This is a genomic window from Pseudomonas sp. LA5 (assembly GCF_028640825.1).
Taxonomy (GTDB): Bacteria; Pseudomonadota; Gammaproteobacteria; order Pseudomonadales; family Pseudomonadaceae; genus Chryseomonas; species Chryseomonas aestiva.
Genome location: NZ_JAQYZY010000053.1, coordinates 58,034 through 74,525 on the forward strand (window position 1 = coordinate 58,034; position 16,492 = coordinate 74,525).

Sequence of the window (16,492 nt, forward strand, 5' to 3'; positions counted from 1 at the left end):
GCTGCATGACCGAACCGCCTAGGGCGGCTCGGTCAAGGCAACTTCTCCCGGTCTCCCTGGCACCGTCCAGCCACAGGAGACCCCATGGACAGCACCCAGCAAGACCTGCTCGCCACCCTCGAAGCCCGCGGCTTCGTGCACCAGACCACCGATCGTGACGGCCTCGCCCGTGCCTTTGCCAGTGGACCGGTGACCGGCTATCTTGGCTTCGACGCCACCGCCGACAGCCTCCACGTCGGCCACCTGCAGGGCCTGATGCTGATGCGCTGGCTGCAGCGCGCCGGCCATCCCATCCTCCTGCTGATCGGTGGCGCCACCACCCGCATCGGTGATCCCAGCTTTCGTGACAGTAGCCGCCCGGTGCTGACCGACGGCCAGATCGCCCTGAACATGGCCGGCATCGCCAAGGCTTTTCACCGCTATCTTGAAGTGGGCGATGGCCACGGCCGCGCCCAGGTGGTGGACAACGCCGAGTGGCTCGACGGCCTGGGCTACCTGGATTTTCTCGGCGCCGTCGGCCGGCACTTTTCCATCAACCGGCTGCTGACCTTCGATGCCATCAGGAATCGTCTCGACCGCGAGCACTCGCTGTCCTTCGAGGAATTCGGCTACACCCTGCTGCAGGCCTACGACTTCGTCGAGCTGTCGCGGCGCTACGGCTGCACCCTGCAACTGGGCGGTGCCGACCAGTGGGCCAACATCATCAACGGCGTGGAGCTGTCACGCCGGCAGGGCGGTCCCCAGCTCCATGGCCTGACCATGCCGCTGCTGGCCACCCGCGACGGCCGCAAGATGGGCAAGTCGGCCCAGGGCGCGGTCTGGCTCAACGAGGAGCGGCTGTCGGCCTTCGACTTCTGGCAATTCTGGCGCAATTGCGACGATGCCGACGTCGAGCGCTTCCTCGCCCTGTTCACCGAGTTGCCGCTGGACGAGGTGCGGCGGCTCGGCGCGCTCGGCGGTGCGGAAATCAATCTGGCGAAGAGCGTGCTGGCCAATGAGGCGACCCGGCTGGCCCATGGCGAGCGGGCGCAACGCGAGGCTGAGGCAGCCGCCGCCGAGGTATTCGCCGATCGCGACGGCGCCGGGCAGTTGCCGGAGGTCGCCCTAAGCCGCAGGCAACTGGACGCGGGCGTCACCCTGGTCGAGTTGCTGGTCGAGGCGGGAGTGCAACCGTCGCGCAGTGCGGTACGTCGACTGGCGGAAGGCGGCGGCCTGCGCCTGGACGAGCAACCGGTGATGGATCCCGATATCCGTCTGGCGCTGAGCGACGCGGGTCGGCGGGTGAGTCTGGGCAAGAAACGGCATCTGCGCATCACGTTGACCGACTGAGGAGAAGGCTATGAATGTCTGGGTGATAGGTGCCTCGCGGGGCATAGGGTTGGGGCTGGTGGAGCGCTATCTGACGCAAGGGGCTCAGGTTTTGGCGGTGGTGCGAACGCCGAATGCGGCGTTGGATACGATGGTCGCGGCCGCCAAGGGGCGGTTGCGGGTAGTGACCGGCGATCTGCGCGATCCCGACCTGGGCACGCGACTGCTGGACGAGCTGGGTGATGGCTCGCTGGAGCGGCTGATCGTCAATGCCGGCATCATGGGGCCGATGGAAGAGGACGGGCAGCGGGCGAGCGTCGCGGAGCTGGGCGAGTTGTTCCTCACCAATGCCGTGGCGCCCCTGCGGTTGCTGGAGGCCCTGGCACCGCGGATGGCCGCTGCCGGGGTGGCGGCCTGCCTGAGTTCGCAGATGGGCAGCGTCAGTCTGGCACGAGCCGCCGAAATGCCACTTTATGGCGCCAGCAAGGCAGCGCTCAACAGCCTGCTGCAGAGCTGGGTCGCCGGGCAGCAGCCGGCGTTCGCCGTGCTGGCACTGCACCCGGGCTGGGTGCGCACCGAACTGGGCGGGTCCAGCGCGCCGGTCGAGGTGGCCGATAGCGTCGCCGGTCTGGTGGCGACGATCGAGGCGCGGGCCGGCCAGCCTGGCTGCGCCTTTCTCGACTACCAGGGGCAGGTCCTGCCCTGGTGAACGAGGGGCCGGATCGCTCGCTGCGACTGAGCGCTCCGGCCCTTGTCCGACCCCGGCCGAGGATCGAAGATGAGTCCATCATCCTGGGGAGTGCCACCATGCGCATCGACGAGCAAACCTTTCTGGTAACCGGCGCCGGTTCCGGCCTGGGCGCCGCCACCGCTGAGGGACTGATCGCGGCAGGCGCCCGAGTGGCAATGCTGGATCTCCAGGCCGAGGCCGTGCAGGCCCAGGCCGAACGGCTCGGCGACCAGGCTCTGGCGCTGGCCGTGGACGTGACCGATGCCGAGGCCCTGAGCGCCGCCTTGGATGCCGTGCTGGCCCGCTGGGGCAGTCTGCAGGGGGCGATCAACTGCGCCGGCATCGTCGGCGGCGCACGCATCCTCGGGCGCAATGGTCCCCACGATCTCGCCGCCTTCGCGCGCATCATCAACGTCAACCTGGTGGGCAGCTTCAATGTCCTGCGCCTGGCCGCGGCGGCCATGGCCCAGGGTGAGGCCAATGTCGGCGGTGAGCGCGGCGTGATCATCAACACCGCCTCCATCGCTGCCTTCGATGGCCAGATCGGCCAGGCCGCCTATGCCGCCTCCAAGGGCGGCGTTGCCGCGCTTACCCTGCCGGCGGCGCGCGAACTGGCCGGGCAGGGCATCCGGGTCATGACCATAGCGCCGGGCGTCTTCGAGACGCCCATGATGGCCGGCATGACCCCCGAGGTACGCGACGCCCTGGCCACCAATGTGCCCTTTCCGCCGCGCCTCGGCCGCGGCGAGGAATTCGCCGCCCTGGTCCGCCACATCATCGAGAATCCCATGCTCAACGGCGAGGTGATCCGCCTCGACGGCGCGCTGCGCATGGCCCCGCGCTAGGAGAATCGTCATGAACGACCCCATTGTCATCGTCGCCGCCGCCCGTACGCCCATGGCGGCCCTGGGTGGCGAACTGGCCGCGCTGTCGGCGCCGCAGCTTGGTAGCGCCGTGGTCCGCGCCGTACTGGAACGGGCGGGCTGGGCGCCGGAACGGGTCGACGAGGTGCTGCTGGGCTGCGTGCTGCCCGCCGGCCTCGGCCAGGCACCGGCACGCCAGGCGGCGCTTGGCGCCGGTCTGGCCCAGAGCACGCGCTGCACCACCCTGAACAAGATGTGCGGTTCGGGGATGCAGGCGGCCATCCTCGGCCATGACCTGTTGCGCGCCGGCAGTGGCGAGGTGGTGGTGGCGGGCGGCATGGAGAGCATGAGTCGCGCGCCCTATCTGCTGGAAAAGGCCCGCAGCGGCTACCGCCTCGGCCATGGCGCCCTGATCGACAGCATGTTTCTCGACGGCCTGGAAGACGCCTATGAACCCGGGCGCCTGATGGGCACCTTCGCCGAGGATTGCGCCGCGCGCCTGGGCATCGGCCGCGAACGCCAGGATGCCTATGCCCAGCAGTCCCTCGCCTGGGCGCGCCAGGCGCAGGCCAGCGGTGCCTTCGCCAGCGAGATCGTGGCGGTGGAGGTGGCGGGACGCAGGGAAACCCTGAGCATCGACACCGATGAGCAACCCCGCCGTGCCGATCCGGCACGCATTCCCACCCTCAAGCCGGCCTTTCGTGAAGGCGGTACCGTCACTGCGGCCAACGCCAGTTCCATCTCGGATGGCGCCGCAGCGCTGCTGCTGATGCGGGCCAGCACGGCAGCGCGCGAAGGGCTGAGGCCGCTGGCGACGATCCGTGGCCATGCCGCCCATGCCGGCGCGCCGGGCGACTTTCCCACCGCGCCCATCGGCGCCATCCGTACCTTGCTCGCGCGCATCGACTGGCAGCTGAGCGACGTCGACCTGTTCGAGATCAACGAAGCCTTCGCCGTGGTGGCCCTGGCCGCTCAGGATGCCTTGGGGCTGGACCCGGAACGCCTGAACGTGCACGGTGGCGCCTGTGCCCTGGGCCATCCCATCGGTGCTTCCGGTGCGCGCATCCTGGTCACCCTGATCCAGGCGCTGCGCCAGCGCGGTCTGCGCCGGGGCGTGGCCGCCATCTGCATCGGCGGCGGCGAGGCCACGGCCATGGCGCTGGAACTCAACGACTAGACAAGGACAAGACCATGAGCGAAGCCTCTACCGAATCGACCCTGCTGCTGGAGATCGAGGCGCGCGTCGCCCTCATCACCCTCAATCGCCCCAAGGCGCTCAACGCCCTCAATGCCCAGCTGCTCCATGAGCTGGATGCCATGCTGGCGCGCCTGGACGCCGATCCCGAGGTCGGTTGCGTGGTGCTCACCGGCTCGGCCAAGGCCTTCGCCGCGGGCGCCGACATCAAGGAAATGGCCGGGCAGGGCTATCCGCAGATCTACCTGGACGACTACTTCCGCGTCGCCGACCGCATCGCCGAGCGGCGCAAACCGCTGATCGCCGCCGTCGCCGGCTATGCCCTGGGCGGTGGTTGCGAACTGGCGCTGCTGTGCGACTTCATCTATGCCGCCGACACCGCACGCTTCGGCCTGCCGGAGGTCACCCTGGGCGTGATTCCCGGCATCGGCGGTACCCAGCGGCTGACCCGCGCCCTGGGTAAGGCCAAGGCCATGGAACTGTGCCTGACCGGGCGGCAGCTGCACGCCGCCGAAGCCGAGCGTGCCGGGCTGGTCGCCCAGGTGTTTCCCGCCGACGAGTTGCTGGAGCGCACCCTGGAAGCCGCTCGCGGCATCGCCAGTCGTTCGCTGCCGGCGACCCTGCTGCTCAAGGAAAGCGTCAATCGCGCCTTCGAGACCAGCCTGGCCGAGGGCATCCGCTTCGAGCGCCGGGTCTTCCATTCGCTGTTCGCCAGCGCCGACCAGAAGGAAGGCATGGCGGCCTTCGTCGAGAAGCGGCCGGCGAAGTTCGAGCATCGTTGAGCACGCCCCGCGCCCGTCAGAGGCGCTAGACTGGCCGTTTCAGCCCCAGTGTTGCAGAGCCTCCGGATGCGTATCGAGCCCTTGCCACCCCTGACCAATCTGATTGCCTTCGAGGCAACGGTCAGGCTCGGCAGCTTTACCCGGGCGGCGCTGGAACTCAACCTCACGCAGAGCGCCATCAGCCGTCAGGTGGCGCAGCTGGAGGCCTTTCTCGGTCGCGCGCTGTTTCGTCGAGAGCACAAGCGGCTGCACCTGACTGTCTCCGGGCAGCGCTATGCCGAGCGGGTTCAGCAGCTGCTCGCGGGTCTCGCGGAAACCACCGCGGACGTCATGGATATCAGTGGCGAGCAGCAGCTGGTGCTGGCCTGTTCCTCGGGCGTGGCCGCACTGTGGCTGGGCCCGCTGATCGGCCGCTTCGCCAGTGCCTTTCCCGGCATCGACGTGCGCCTGCGGGTGCTGGACAACCTCGATACCCTGCTCAAGCCCGAATTCGATCTGGCGCTCTATTTCCTGCGTGAACCGCCGCCCCCAGGGTTGGCTGGCCGCCAGTTGTTTCCCGAGTGGGTAGGCGCCTATTGCGCGCCGGACTACCTGGGCGGGCGTCAGCTGTCACCCCCGGAGCTGCTCGACCGGTGCCTGCTGATGATCGAGGACGGTCAGCGGCGCTGGCTCTCCTGGGCGGAATGGTTCGCGCGGCTGGGCTATCCCGCCCCGCGGATCCGCCAGCGGCTCACCGTGAGTCAGTACCCCATCCTGGTCGATCTGGCGATTGCCGGCCACGGTATCGTCCTGGGTTGGCGCCCCATGATCGATGCCCACCTGCAGTCGGGTGCGCTGGTGGCAGCCTGTAGTGAATGCGTGCAGGGGCAGGGGGGGTACTACCTGCTGTGGCCGGGCGATCGCCAGCCGGGCCTGGCGGCGCGCCGTTTCGAGACCTGGCTGAACGACAGCCTGAGCGCGTCGCACTGATCGCTCTTGCATGCGTCAGGCGCATGCAAACCCCTGCAATCAGCGTTTTCCTGCGTCCCCGGTAGCCCCTTAAGCTCGGCGGCAGAGGGCGGAGATCCTCGTCCTGTTTCCTTTATCGAAACTGCCGTCGCCGGTGCAGGGACTCCCGAGTTTCCTGCGCGACTTGCATTCAGGGAGCCAACAATGCAGAGCGCTACGACCTTTCCGCAGCCGTCCGCCGCCCACCGCCGCCAGGCCAACAAGGCGGTGGTCGCAACCGTGATCGGCAACGGTCTGGAGTGGTTCGACTTCACCGTCTACAGCTTCTTCTCCGTGATCATCGCCAAGGTGTTCTTTCCGACCGCCAGCGAACTCACCTCCTACCTCCTGGCCCTGGCCACCTTTGGCGTCGGTTTCTTCATGCGGCCGGTCGGTGGCATCCTGCTCGGCATCTACTCCGATCGCCGCGGTCGCAAGGCGGCGCTGTCGCTGACCATCCTCTTGATGGCCGCCGGTACCCTGATCATCGCCGTGACCCCGGGCTATGCCCAGTGGGGGCTGTTCGCCCCGGCGCTCATCGTCTTCGCGCGCTTGCTGCAAGGCTTTTCCGCGGGTGGCGAGATGGGCAGCGCGACCGCCTTTCTCACCGAACACGCGCCCGCTGGGCAAAAGGCCTACTACTCCAGCTGGATCCAGGCCAGCATCGGGGTGGCGGTCGCCCTGGGTGCAGGCGCCGGCGCGCTGCTGTCGGCGTTGCTGACCCCGGAGCAACTTGAGAGCTGGGGTTGGCGCCTGCCGTTCCTGTTCGGCTCCCTGATCGGCCCCGTCGGTTTCTACATCCGTAGCCGCATCGACGAAACCCCTGCCTATGCCTCCGTCGAGCGTGCCCAGTCGCCGCTGCGGGAGGTAGTGCGCATCTATCCCCGCCAGACCGCCATTACCTTTTCCATGGTCGTGCTCTGGACGGTCTGCACCTACTCCGTGCTGTTCTACCTGCCGTCCTACTCTACTCGGGTGCTGGGCCTGCCCAGCGGCCTGGGCTTCACCGCCGGTGTACTCGGTGGTGTGGTGCTGCTGGTGGCAACGCCCCTGGTAGGGCGCCTGGCAGATCGCCATGGCAAGCGACCCTGGCTGCTGGGGTCGGCCGTGGCCATCTTCTGCGCCGCCTGGCCGCTGTTCTGGATGCTCAATCGCTGGCCGGGCCTGCCTTCCCTGCTGGTGTTCCAGGCCGTGCTGGGGCTGCTGATCTCCGGCTATCTGGGCGGTCTGCTGGCGGCCTTCGGCGAATTGTTGCCGACGCGGGTGCTCTCCACCGGACTGTCGGTGGCCTACAACTTCGCCGTGACCCTGTTCGGCGGCTTCGCCACCTTTACCGTGACCTGGCTGATCGCTGCTACCGGCAGCCACCTGGCGCCAGCCTTCTACATCATGTTCGCCGCGGCCATCAGTGCCGGGGGCGCCGCGCTGTTCCGCGACGGCGCCAGCGGCCAACCCTCGGGAGAATCCGCATGACTCAAAACACCTCTCTACTACTGCGCAACGGCAAGCTGCTCGATCTGACCACCGGCACCCTGATCAGCGGTAAAGAAGTCCTGGTGGACGGTGAGCGCATTACCGCCGTACGCGACCAGAGCGCTGCGCCGCCGGCAGGTGTCACCGTCATCGATCTGGGCGGCCGCACCCTGATGCCGGGCCTCATCGATTGCCATGTGCATGTACTGGCGTCCAGTGCCAACCTGGGTTTCAACGCCCTGCAGCCCAACGCCATCATCATGTACCGCGCCTTGCCGATCCTGGGCGCGATGCTCGAGCGCGGTTTCACCACCGTCCGCGATGCCGGCGGTGCGGACTGGGCGCTGGCGCGCTCCATTGCCCTGGGACTGGTGCCGGGCCCGCGGATCTTCGCCTCCGGCAAGGCGCTGTCGCAGACCGGCGGCCACGGGGACATGCGGGCGCGTGGGGAGCTCCTGCTGAACGAGCCGTGCAGTTGCTGTTTCCGCGCCGGTGCCATCGCCCGGGTGGTGGATGGGGTGGACAACGTGCGCAAGGCGGTGCGCGAAGAACTGCAGCAGGGCGCCAGCCAGATCAAGATCATGGCCTCCGGCGGTGTTTCCTCACCTACTGATCCCATCGCCAATACCCAGTACAGCGAAGCCGAGATCTGCGCCATCGTCGAGGAAGCCGAGGCGGCCAACACCTATGTGATGGCCCATGCCTATACTGCCCGCGCCATTCGCCGCGCCGTGGCGTGCGGGGTACGCACCATCGAACACGGCAATCTGGTCGACCGGGATACGGCGCAGCTGATGCGCGAGCGGGGCGCCTTCGCCGTGCCCACCCAGGTGACCTACGAGATGCTCGCCGAGCACGGCGCGCGCTATGGCCTGCCGGCGGATTCCGTGGCCAAGATCGAAGATGTCCGTCTGGCGGGCCGTCGCGCCCTGGAATTCTTCGCCGAGGCGGGCGTGCCCATGGGCTACGGCTCCGACCTGCTGGGCGAGATGCACGAATACCAGACCCAGGAACTGCGCATCCGCGCCGAGGTGCTGGGCAATCTGGAGGCCTTGCGCAGCGCCACCAGTGTCGCGGCACGCATCCTTGAACGCGAGGGCGAACTGGGTTGTATCGCGACCGGAGCCCTGGCCGATCTGCTGGTCGTGGATGGCGATCCGCTGGCTGATATCTCCTGTCTGGTGGGGCAGGGCGAAAGCCTCGACGTCATCCTGCAAGGTGGCCGTCTGGTGAAGAATCGCCTCGGGTAACGGGAGTCTTGCCGGACTGGCGCGGTCCCCTGTAGCAGTCAACGCCCATGGAGAACGTGTCATGCCCCTTGCCGCAACCGAACTCGGCAGCCACTACCAGGCCTACCTCGACTGCCTCAACCGCCAGGCCTGGACGGCGCTTGGCCGTTATGTCGACGACGCCGTCGAGCACAACGGCCGGCCCCTGGGATTGGCGGGCTACCAGGCCATGCTTGAAGGCGATCATGCCGCCATTCCCGATCTGCACTTCACCGTCCATCTGCTGGTGGTCGAGGCGCCTTGGCTGGCCGCGCAGCTGGATTTCGATTGCACGCCGCGCGGCGAGCTGTTCGGGCTGGCAGTGAACGGACGGCGCGTACGCTTCAGCGAACATGTCTTCTATCGTTTCGAGAACGGACGCATCCGCGAGGTGCGCTCGGTGATCGATACCGCCGCCATCGCTGCCCAGCTGGCCGACGGCTAACCCGCCCGGGTCTGGCGTTGGCGATAGCCGAGGGGACTGAGGCCCGTCCACTTGCGAAAGGCGCGCTGGAAGGAACGGGGGTCGGCGAAACCCAGGCGCAGGGCCAGCTCGTCCAGGGGCAAGGCGCCCTGGTCCAGCTGGCGACAGGCTAGCCGGCACCGGCGTTCGTCCTTGAGGCCCTGGTAGGTCTGGCCGCTCGCGGCCAGCTGGCGCCTCAGGGTGGCGGGGGCCAGGCCCAGGGCCTCGGCCAGGCTGACGGCGTCCGGCCAGTCCTCTGGTGCACAAGTACGCAACAGGGTGCGGATGCGGGTGATCAGGCTGGCGTCGTCGCGATAATGCACCAGCAGATTGCCCGGTGCGGCGGCTATGAAGCGGCGCGCGTCCGCGGCAGTACGGCGGATCGGCAGGCCCAGCACGGCAGCGTTTAGCACCAGGCAGTCTTCGCCGCGAGCGAAGCTCAGCTTGGAGCCGAAGCGCTGCCGATAGTCGGCCAGCAGTTCCGCTGGCGGCTCCTCGGCAGTCTGGCGGATTTCCTCCAGCGGCAAGCGACGGCCCACCAGCCAGCAGGCCAGGCCGTGCAGGATCAGCCAGAGGGTGAAGACGGCGAAGCTGCCCGGCAGACTGCCCAGGGCCAGCCGCAGGGTCACCTGCTCGCCATTGCGCTGCAGGCGCAGGTCGACGCCGAGGGTCAGCCGCAGGAAGTCGAGGCTTTGCCGCAGGGCATCGCCGAGGGTCGGTTGCAGGCGGGTGCTCTGGCAGAGAAAGGCAAAGCTGCCCGCCGGCAGCGGGCGCGGACCGAGAGCGAAGAATTCATCATCGAAACGCCGCGCCAGGCGATACCACAGCTGGCCGAATAGCGGCGCCGAAAGGCGCTCGCGGCCAAGCAGCAGGTCGGCTAGCTGGACGCCTTCGGCGGCTAGCAGGGCGTCTGGCGCCAGACCACTGCGCCGGCACAGCCCGGGCAGGGCCTCGTCGAGGATGCCCCGCGCCAGGCTGTCGCGCGGCAGGCCGGTCACAGATGCAGGGCCCGGCCCACGGCCCGCAGCGCCGCTTCCTGCACCGCTTCGCCCAGGGTGGGGTGGGGATGCAGGGTGGCGGCGACGTCTTCCAGCTGCATGCCCATTTCCAGACTGTGGGAAAAGGCCGTGGCCAGTTCCGCCACCTGCTGCCCGGTGGCCTGCCAGCCGAGGATACGGTGGTCGTCCGCGCGGGCCACCACCCGCACGAAGCCTTCCGGCGCCTCCAGGGTGAGGGCACGGCCATTGGCGGCGAAGGGGAAGCTGACGACCTTGGTCTCCAGCCCCTGGGCCTTGGCCTGCTCGGGGGTGAGGCCGACCACCACGATCTCCGGATCGGTGTAGCAGACCGCCGGGATGGCCACCGGGGCGAAACGCCGCCGCTTGCCGGCGATCAGCTCGGCCACTACCTCGCCCTGGGCCATGGCGCGATGGGCCAGCAGGGGTTCGCCGGTAAGATCACCAATGGCCCAGACGTCGGTCATGCTGGTACGACAGCCGTCGTCGACGCGGATGTAGCGACCGTCGTAGTCCAGCGGCAGGCGCTCCAGGCCTTCGGTGCGGGGGCGGCGGCCGGCGGCGACCAGGATGCGCTGGGCCGGCAGAAGCTCTTCCCGACCGTCGCCACGGGTCATCCGCAGACCCGCGCCGTCCGCGGCCAGACCGGCGACGGTGCAGCCCAAGTGCAGCTCGATGCCCAGGCGTTCCAGGCGCTGCCGTAGGGGCGCCGTGAGCTCGGCGTCGTAGCCGGGCAGCAGACGCGACTGGGCTTCCACCACCGCGACCCGGGCGCCCAGCTTGCGATAGGCGATGCCCAGTTCCAAACCGATATAGCCGGCGCCCACCACCACCAGGTGGTCGGGGATTTCCGTGGGTGACAAGGCCTCAGTGGCCGATATCACCGGACCACCGAAGGGCAGGCTGGGCAATTCCACCGAGGTGGAGCCCATCGCCAGCACCAGGTGCTCGGTGCGGATGCGCAGCCGCTCGCCGCCGGCGCGCTGCACCTCGACGGTCTTGCCATCGAGGATTTCGGCCCAGCCCTCGATTACCGTCACGCCCTGCTTCTTGAGCAGCGCGGCGACGCCGGTGGAGAGACGATCGACGATGCCGTTCTTCCAGGCCACGGCCTGGCCAAGATCCAGCTCCGGGCGGCCGTGGCGGATGCCCAGGCTGCCATGCGCAGCGCGACCGCTGGCGCGATGATATTCCTCAGCGACATGGATCATCGCCTTGGAGGGAATGCAGCCGACGTTGAGGCAGGTACCGCCGAGGGCAGCGCCCTCCACCAGGGTGGTGGCGATGCCCAGCTGGGCGGCGCGCAAGGCGGCGACATAACCGCCGGGGCCGCCGCCGATGATGAGGAGTCGGGTGTCCATGGCTACTCCAGGAAAAGGGTGGCGGGTTGTTCGAGCAGCTGGCGCACGGCCTGCATGAAGCTGGCGGCGTCCTGGCCATCGATCAGCCGGTGGTCGAAGGAGGCGGACAGATTCATCAGCTTGCGTGGCACCACCAGGCCGTTGCGGAAGGCCGGGCGCTCGACGATGCGATTGACGCCGATGATGGCCACCTCGGGATGGTTGATGATGGGCGTGGAGGCGATTCCTCCCAGCGGACCGAGGCTGCTGATGGTCAGGGTCGAGCCGGACAGTTCGTCGCGACCGGCCTTGCCGCCGCGCACCGCGGTGGCCAGCCGTGCCACCTCCTGGGCGCAGCCCCAGAGATCCAGGGTCTCGGCGTGCCGTACCACCGGCACCGCGAGACCCTGTTCGCCCTGGGTGGCGATGCCCAGGTGCACGGCGCCATAGCGGGTCACGGTACTGCTGTCTTCGTCGAAGCGCGCATTCATCTGCGGAAAGTCCCGCACCGCCACTACCAGGGCGCGCGCCAGGAAGGGCAGCAGGGTGAGATGGGCACGACGCCCCTGCCAGCGCTGGTTGAGGGTGGCTCGCAAGGCCTCCAGCTCGGTGACATCCACCTCTTCCACATAGGTGAAGTGGGGGATATGCCGCTTGGCGGCCTGCATCTTCTCGGCGATCTTGCGTCTCAGGCCGATCAGCGGGATGCGCTCCTCGCCACTGCGTTTCGCCAGGCCACCGCCGCCAGTGGCCGGTGGCAGTCCGGCGTCGCGTTGCTGCACATAGGCTTCCAGATCGCCATGCAGGATGCGCCCGCCCTGTCCGCTGCCGGTGAGGAAGCGCAATTCGATGCCCAGGTCCCAGGCGTGCTGGCGCACCGCGGGAGACGCCAGCGGCGGACTGCCGGGGGCCGGACGGGAAGCCGGTCGCTCGTCGTCGCGCGGGAGCTCCGCTTCCGGGCGTCGCGGAGCAGGGGCCGCTTCGGGCCTGGGCGCTTCCGCCTTGGGTGCTGGCGCCGGCGCGGCTTCCATCGGCACGGGGCGACTGGCCTCGCGCAGATTGCCGTCACCGGCCACCTCCAGGCGGATCAGCTCGGCGCCCACGGCCAGCACCTGGCCGGGCTCGCCGCCCAGGGCGACCACCCGGCCCACCACCGGGGAGGGGATCTCCACCATGGCCTTGTCGGTCATGACGTCGGCCAGGGTCTGGTCTTCGCCGACTTCATCCCCTACCGCCACGTACCACTTGACCAGTTCCACCTCGGCGATGCCTTCGCCGATGTCGGGCATCTTGATGACATGGGTACCCATCTCAGACCTCCATGACGCGCTTGAGCGCGGCGCCGACCCGGGACGGACCCGGGAAGTAGTCCCATTCCTGGGCATGCGGATAGGGGGTGTCCCAGCCGGTCACGCGCTCGATGGGCGCCTCCAGGCGATGGAAGCAGTGCTCCTGCATGAGGGACACCAGCTCGGCGCCATAGCCGCAGGTGCGGGTGGCTTCATGGACCACCACGCAGCGGCCGGTCTTGTTCACCGAATCGGTGAGGGTCTGCAGGTCCAGCGGCCAGAGGCTGCGGATGTCGATCACCTCGGCATCGATGCCGGTCTCGGCGGCGGCCGCCAGGGCGACCCAGACGGTGGTGCCATAGGTCAGCACCGTGACCTGCTTGCCAGGGCGGACCACGGCGGCCCGTTCCAGCTCCACACGGTAATAGCCGTCCGGCACTGCGCTGGCCGGGTGGCCCGACCAGGGCGTTACCGGACGATCATGATGGCCGTCGAAGGGGCCGTTGTAGAGGCGCTTGGGTTCGAGAAAGATCACCGGGTCGTCGCTCTCGATGGAGGCGATCAGCAGGCCCTTGGCGTCGTAGGGATTGGAGGGCATCACCGTGCGCAGGCCGCACACCTGGGTGAACATGGCCTCGGGACTCTGGCTGTGGGTCTGGCCGCCATAGATGCCGCCGCCACAAGGCATGCGGAACACCAGCGGCGAGGTGAACTGGCCGACCGAGCGATAGCGCAGCCGCGCCGCCTCGGAGACGATCTGGTCGATGGCCGGGTAGACATAGTCGGCGAACTGGATCTCCGCCACCGGGCGCAGGCCGTAGGCGCCCATGCCCACCGCGGCGCCGGCAATGCCGTTCTCCGAGATGGGCGCATCGAACACCCGCGAGGCGCCATATTTGGCCTGCAGGCCCTCTGTGCAGCGAAAGACGCCGCCGAAGTAGCCGACGTCCTCGCCGAACACCACCACGTTGTCGTCGCGTTCGAGCATCACGTCCATCGCCGAGCGGATGGCCTGGATCATGGTCAGGGTGCTGCGGCTGCCGGCCTGGGTCGGCAGGTCGGTTTCCTGTTGTACGGTCATGGCGTCACTTCCCGAGCTGTTGGCGTTGGCGACGCAGGTGCGGCGGCAGGTCCTGGTAGACCTCCTCGAACATGTCGGCGGCGCTGGGGGCGAGATCGCTGGCAAAGGTGCCATGGGCTTCGGCGGCCTTCTGCGCGGTCACCACCTCGGCTTCCAGCTCGGCGGTCAGCGCCTGGTGCTGTTCGTCCGACCAGAGCCCGCGACCGATCAGGTGCGCCTTGAGCCGGTCGATGGGATCGCCCAGGGGGAAGTGCGTCCAGTCATCGGCGGGACGGTACTTGGACGGATCGTCCGAGGTGGAGTGGGGACCGGCGCGGTAGGTCACCCATTCGATCAGGGTCGGCCCCAGGTTGCGTCGGGCACGTTCGGCGGCCCAGCGCGAGGCGGCCAGCACGGCGAGGAAGTCGTTGCCATCCACCCGCAGGGCGGCGATGCCATAGCCGAGGCCACGGGTGGCCAGGGTGATGCCCTCGCCGCCGGCGATGGCCTGGAAGGTGGAGATGGCCCACTGGTTGTTGACGATGTTGAGGATCACCGGCGCCCGGTAGACGTGGGCGAAGGTGAGGGCGGCATGGAAGTCGCCTTCGGCGGTGGCGCCGTCGCCGATCCAGCCGGCGGCGATGCGGGTATCGCCCTTGATCGCCGAAGCCATGGCCCAGCCCACCGCCTGGATGTACTGGGTGCCCAGGTTGCCGGAGATGGAAAAGAAGCCGAGGTCGCGGTAGGAGTACATCACCGGCAGCTGGCGACCCTTGAGCGGATCCCGGGCATTGGACAACAGTTGGCAGATCATCTCGTCCAGCGGCGCCTCGCGGGCGATGAGGATGCCCTGCTGGCGATAGGTGGGGAAATGCATGTCGTCCGGGCGCAGCGCCAGGGTCTGGCCGACGGCAATGGCTTCCTCACCGAGGCACTGCATATAGAAGGAGAGCTTCTTCTGCCGCTGGGCCTTGAGCATCCGCGCATCGAACAGCCGCGTCTTGAGCATGGCCCTGAGGCCCTGCAGCAGCAGTTCGGGCGCTTCTTCGCTGGCCCAAGGGCCGACGGCGCGACCCTCTTCGTCGAGGATGCGGATCAGCTGGGTGGCCAGTTCCCGGGTATCCACCGGTGCCACGTCCGCCGGCGGCCTTTCCGCACGACCGGCGGGGCAGAGTTGCAGGTAGCTGAAATCCGTGGGACGTCCCGGTCGGCCGCTGGGCTCGGGGACGTGCAGGCGCAGGGGAGGGTAGTCGCTCATGGCCGCCCCTCCAGCTGGATGAGGGTGCGGGCGGGTCGCAGGACGGGTTGGCCGTCCGGATGCGATGCAGGGTGCCACATGGTGGAGGCCTCGGCATTCTTGTTATTGGTCACCTGAGTATAGGCCGGCTCCACTAGCCGTTTTGCCGCAATTTCGGGGTGGGCAGCTCGGGCTTTTGGTGCTATTGAACTCAGTACAAGAACAACAGTAGGGGTTTTGCACCATGGCTGGTCTGGATCGTATCGACCTGCGCATCCTCAATGCCCTGTCCGCCGATGGGCGGCTGAGCTGGCGCGATCTGGCGCAGAAGATCGGGCTGTCGCTGACCCCGACGCTACGGCGGGTCAAGCGTCTGGAGGAGGAGCGCTACATCCAGGGGTATCACGCCCAACTCGACGAGACCCGGCTGGCCGGCAGTGTCAGCGTCTTCGTCTCGGTGCGCCTGGAAAAGCAGTCCACCGACTACCTGCGCGCCTTCGAACGGGAGATCGTCAAGGCACCTCAGGTGATGAGCTGTTTCCAGATGACCGGGGATGCCGACTATGTGTTGCGAGTGGTGGTGCAGGATCTCGCGGCCTATCAGCACTTTCTGGCCGAGACCCTGACCTGCATTCCCGGGGTGGCCAGTGTGACCTCGGCCTTTTCGCTGAAGGCGGTGCTACTCAGGCCGGCGCCACCGCTCTGAGCGCAGGAGAAGCCGTTAGCGAATGCCGAGCGAGCTGCGGACCTGCTGCGCCTGAGCGGCACAATAGGCGCTATCACGCAGGCGCGCCATATCCAGCATCAGGGTCAGCCGGCGCTCGTCGCAGGAACGACCGAGCTGCACGGGCAGACCGCCATCCGGGGTCAACGGGCCAAACAGGCAATCGATGTTGGGCAATTGAGCGACGAACTGATGGGTGAGGGCGAGCATTGTTATTGTCCTAAGTACCAGGGTGGCGATGTGACACTATTCACATCGCCAAGGTTCCCAAGTCTTCAGGCGCTGGGCGTAACCGAATAGGCGACGCCGTTCACTGCATCGATCAGCTGACCGATGGACCAGGGCTTGGGCAGGAAGCGCACCTGGCATTTGATGCTTGCGGTGGACGGCGTTTCGTAGCCGGACATGACAATAATCGGCATATCTGGCCAGCGCTGGCAGACCATGTTGGCCAGCTGCGCCCCGTCCATCGAACCCGGCATACGGATATCCGTGAGCAGCAGGTCGATGTTGGCGTCTTCCTTTTCCAACAGCGTCAACGCGGTGTCGGCGGAGTCAGCGGCGATGATGTTGAAGCCTTCGGGTTCGAGGATCTCGCGGACGAAATCCGCGACCAGTGGCTCGTCGTCCACCACCAGGAGAGTGGGTCGGAAGACAGGGGTTCCCGGCTGTTCTGCGCGCATGACTGGACCTTATATACAAGACGTTGCTGAGCCTTGGATAGCCGCGACCCAGGAAAATTCCCCAGTCTGAGCGT

General features: G+C 67.8%; 17 protein-coding genes. 10 read left to right on the forward strand and 7 right to left on the reverse strand.

Annotated features, from left to right (window positions below; all coding sequences use genetic code 11):
- Positions 1 to 84: 84 nt before the first annotated feature.
- The 9 genes from tyrS (at position 85) to PVZ72_RS20280 (ending at position 9,051) form a co-directional block, all read left to right on the forward strand.
- Entirely contained in the window at positions 85 to 1,329 is a 1,245-nt protein-coding gene (gene tyrS, locus PVZ72_RS20240; RefSeq protein ID WP_273862853.1) for a tyrosine--tRNA ligase, read from the forward strand.
- Positions 1,330 to 1,339: 10 nt separating this feature from the next.
- Positions 1,340 to 2,017, forward strand: coding sequence for an SDR family oxidoreductase (locus tag PVZ72_RS20245; protein ID WP_187979050.1), 678 nt, complete (start codon positions 1,340 to 1,342; stop codon positions 2,015 to 2,017).
- A 98-nt stretch (positions 2,018 to 2,115) separates the two neighbouring features.
- Positions 2,116 to 2,883 carry an SDR family NAD(P)-dependent oxidoreductase gene (locus PVZ72_RS20250; RefSeq protein WP_273862854.1) on the forward strand — a complete coding sequence of 256 codons (768 nt, stop codon included), beginning with the start codon at positions 2,116 to 2,118 and terminating at the stop codon, positions 2,881 to 2,883.
- A gap of 10 nt (positions 2,884 to 2,893) precedes the next feature.
- Complete coding sequence (locus PVZ72_RS20255) at positions 2,894 to 4,078, forward strand: acetyl-CoA C-acyltransferase (RefSeq protein ID WP_273862855.1); 1,185 nt, start codon at positions 2,894 to 2,896, stop codon at positions 4,076 to 4,078.
- Positions 4,079 to 4,092: 14 nt separating this feature from the next.
- Positions 4,093 to 4,878, forward strand: coding sequence for an enoyl-CoA hydratase (locus PVZ72_RS20260; RefSeq protein WP_273862856.1), 786 nt, complete (start codon positions 4,093 to 4,095; stop codon positions 4,876 to 4,878).
- Between the two features lie 66 nt (positions 4,879 to 4,944).
- Positions 4,945 to 5,847: a LysR substrate-binding domain-containing protein gene (locus PVZ72_RS20265; RefSeq protein ID WP_273862857.1), complete on the forward strand. Its 903-nt coding sequence runs from the start codon at positions 4,945 to 4,947 to the stop codon at positions 5,845 to 5,847.
- Between the two features lie 183 nt (positions 5,848 to 6,030).
- A complete protein-coding gene (locus PVZ72_RS20270) occupies positions 6,031 to 7,338 on the forward strand; it encodes an MFS transporter (protein WP_273862858.1) in 1,308 nt (435 codons plus the stop codon).
- Positions 7,335 to 8,588 (forward strand): metal-dependent hydrolase family protein, encoded by a 1,254-nt coding sequence (locus PVZ72_RS20275; protein WP_273862859.1) that lies wholly within the window; start codon positions 7,335 to 7,337, stop codon positions 8,586 to 8,588. The genes PVZ72_RS20270 and PVZ72_RS20275 overlap by 4 nt, the downstream gene beginning before the upstream one ends.
- 61 nt (positions 8,589 to 8,649) lie before the next feature.
- Positions 8,650 to 9,051 carry an ester cyclase gene (locus tag PVZ72_RS20280; RefSeq protein WP_187979057.1) on the forward strand — a complete coding sequence of 134 codons (402 nt, stop codon included), beginning with the start codon at positions 8,650 to 8,652 and terminating at the stop codon, positions 9,049 to 9,051.
- Here PVZ72_RS20280 and PVZ72_RS20285 read toward each other — a convergent pair.
- Genes PVZ72_RS20285 through PVZ72_RS20305 form a run of 5 tightly spaced genes read right to left on the reverse strand, consistent with a single transcriptional unit; the run spans position 9,048 to position 15,032 of the window.
- Entirely contained in the window at positions 9,048 to 10,067 is a 1,020-nt protein-coding gene (locus PVZ72_RS20285) for an AraC family transcriptional regulator (RefSeq protein ID WP_273862860.1), read from the reverse strand. The genes PVZ72_RS20280 and PVZ72_RS20285 overlap by 4 nt on opposite strands.
- A complete protein-coding gene (gene lpdA / locus PVZ72_RS20290; RefSeq protein WP_273862861.1) occupies positions 10,064 to 11,446 on the reverse strand; it encodes a dihydrolipoyl dehydrogenase in 1,383 nt (460 codons plus the stop codon). Before lpdA ends, PVZ72_RS20285 begins: the two co-directional genes overlap by 4 nt.
- A 2-nt stretch (positions 11,447 to 11,448) precedes the next feature.
- Complete coding sequence (locus tag PVZ72_RS20295) at positions 11,449 to 12,735, reverse strand: dihydrolipoamide acetyltransferase family protein (RefSeq protein ID WP_273862862.1); 1,287 nt, start codon at positions 12,733 to 12,735, stop codon at positions 11,449 to 11,451.
- Position 12,736: 1 nt separating this feature from the next.
- Entirely contained in the window at positions 12,737 to 13,795 is a 1,059-nt protein-coding gene (locus PVZ72_RS20300) for an alpha-ketoacid dehydrogenase subunit beta (RefSeq protein ID WP_187979061.1), read from the reverse strand.
- 4 nt (positions 13,796 to 13,799) lie between these two features.
- Positions 13,800 to 15,032 (reverse strand): thiamine pyrophosphate-dependent enzyme, encoded by a 1,233-nt coding sequence (locus PVZ72_RS20305; RefSeq protein WP_273862863.1) that lies wholly within the window; start codon positions 15,030 to 15,032, stop codon positions 13,800 to 13,802.
- 223 nt (positions 15,033 to 15,255) lie between these two features.
- On the opposite strand from PVZ72_RS20305, the gene PVZ72_RS20310 reads away from it, so the two are divergent.
- Positions 15,256 to 15,717: an Lrp/AsnC family transcriptional regulator gene (locus PVZ72_RS20310; protein ID WP_027597697.1), complete on the forward strand. Its 462-nt coding sequence runs from the start codon at positions 15,256 to 15,258 to the stop codon at positions 15,715 to 15,717.
- Positions 15,718 to 15,732: 15 nt separating this feature from the next.
- Here the strand turns inward: PVZ72_RS20310 and PVZ72_RS20315 are convergent, their stop codons facing one another.
- Both PVZ72_RS20315 and PVZ72_RS20320 read right to left on the reverse strand, forming a co-directional pair.
- Positions 15,733 to 15,945: a hypothetical protein gene (locus tag PVZ72_RS20315; protein ID WP_273862864.1), complete on the reverse strand. Its 213-nt coding sequence runs from the start codon at positions 15,943 to 15,945 to the stop codon at positions 15,733 to 15,735.
- A 65-nt stretch (positions 15,946 to 16,010) separates the two neighbouring features.
- On the reverse strand, positions 16,011 to 16,418 hold the full coding sequence (locus PVZ72_RS20320; protein ID WP_158891078.1) for a response regulator: 408 nt from the start codon (positions 16,416 to 16,418) through the stop codon (positions 16,011 to 16,013).
- Positions 16,419 to 16,492 lie beyond the last annotated feature (74 nt).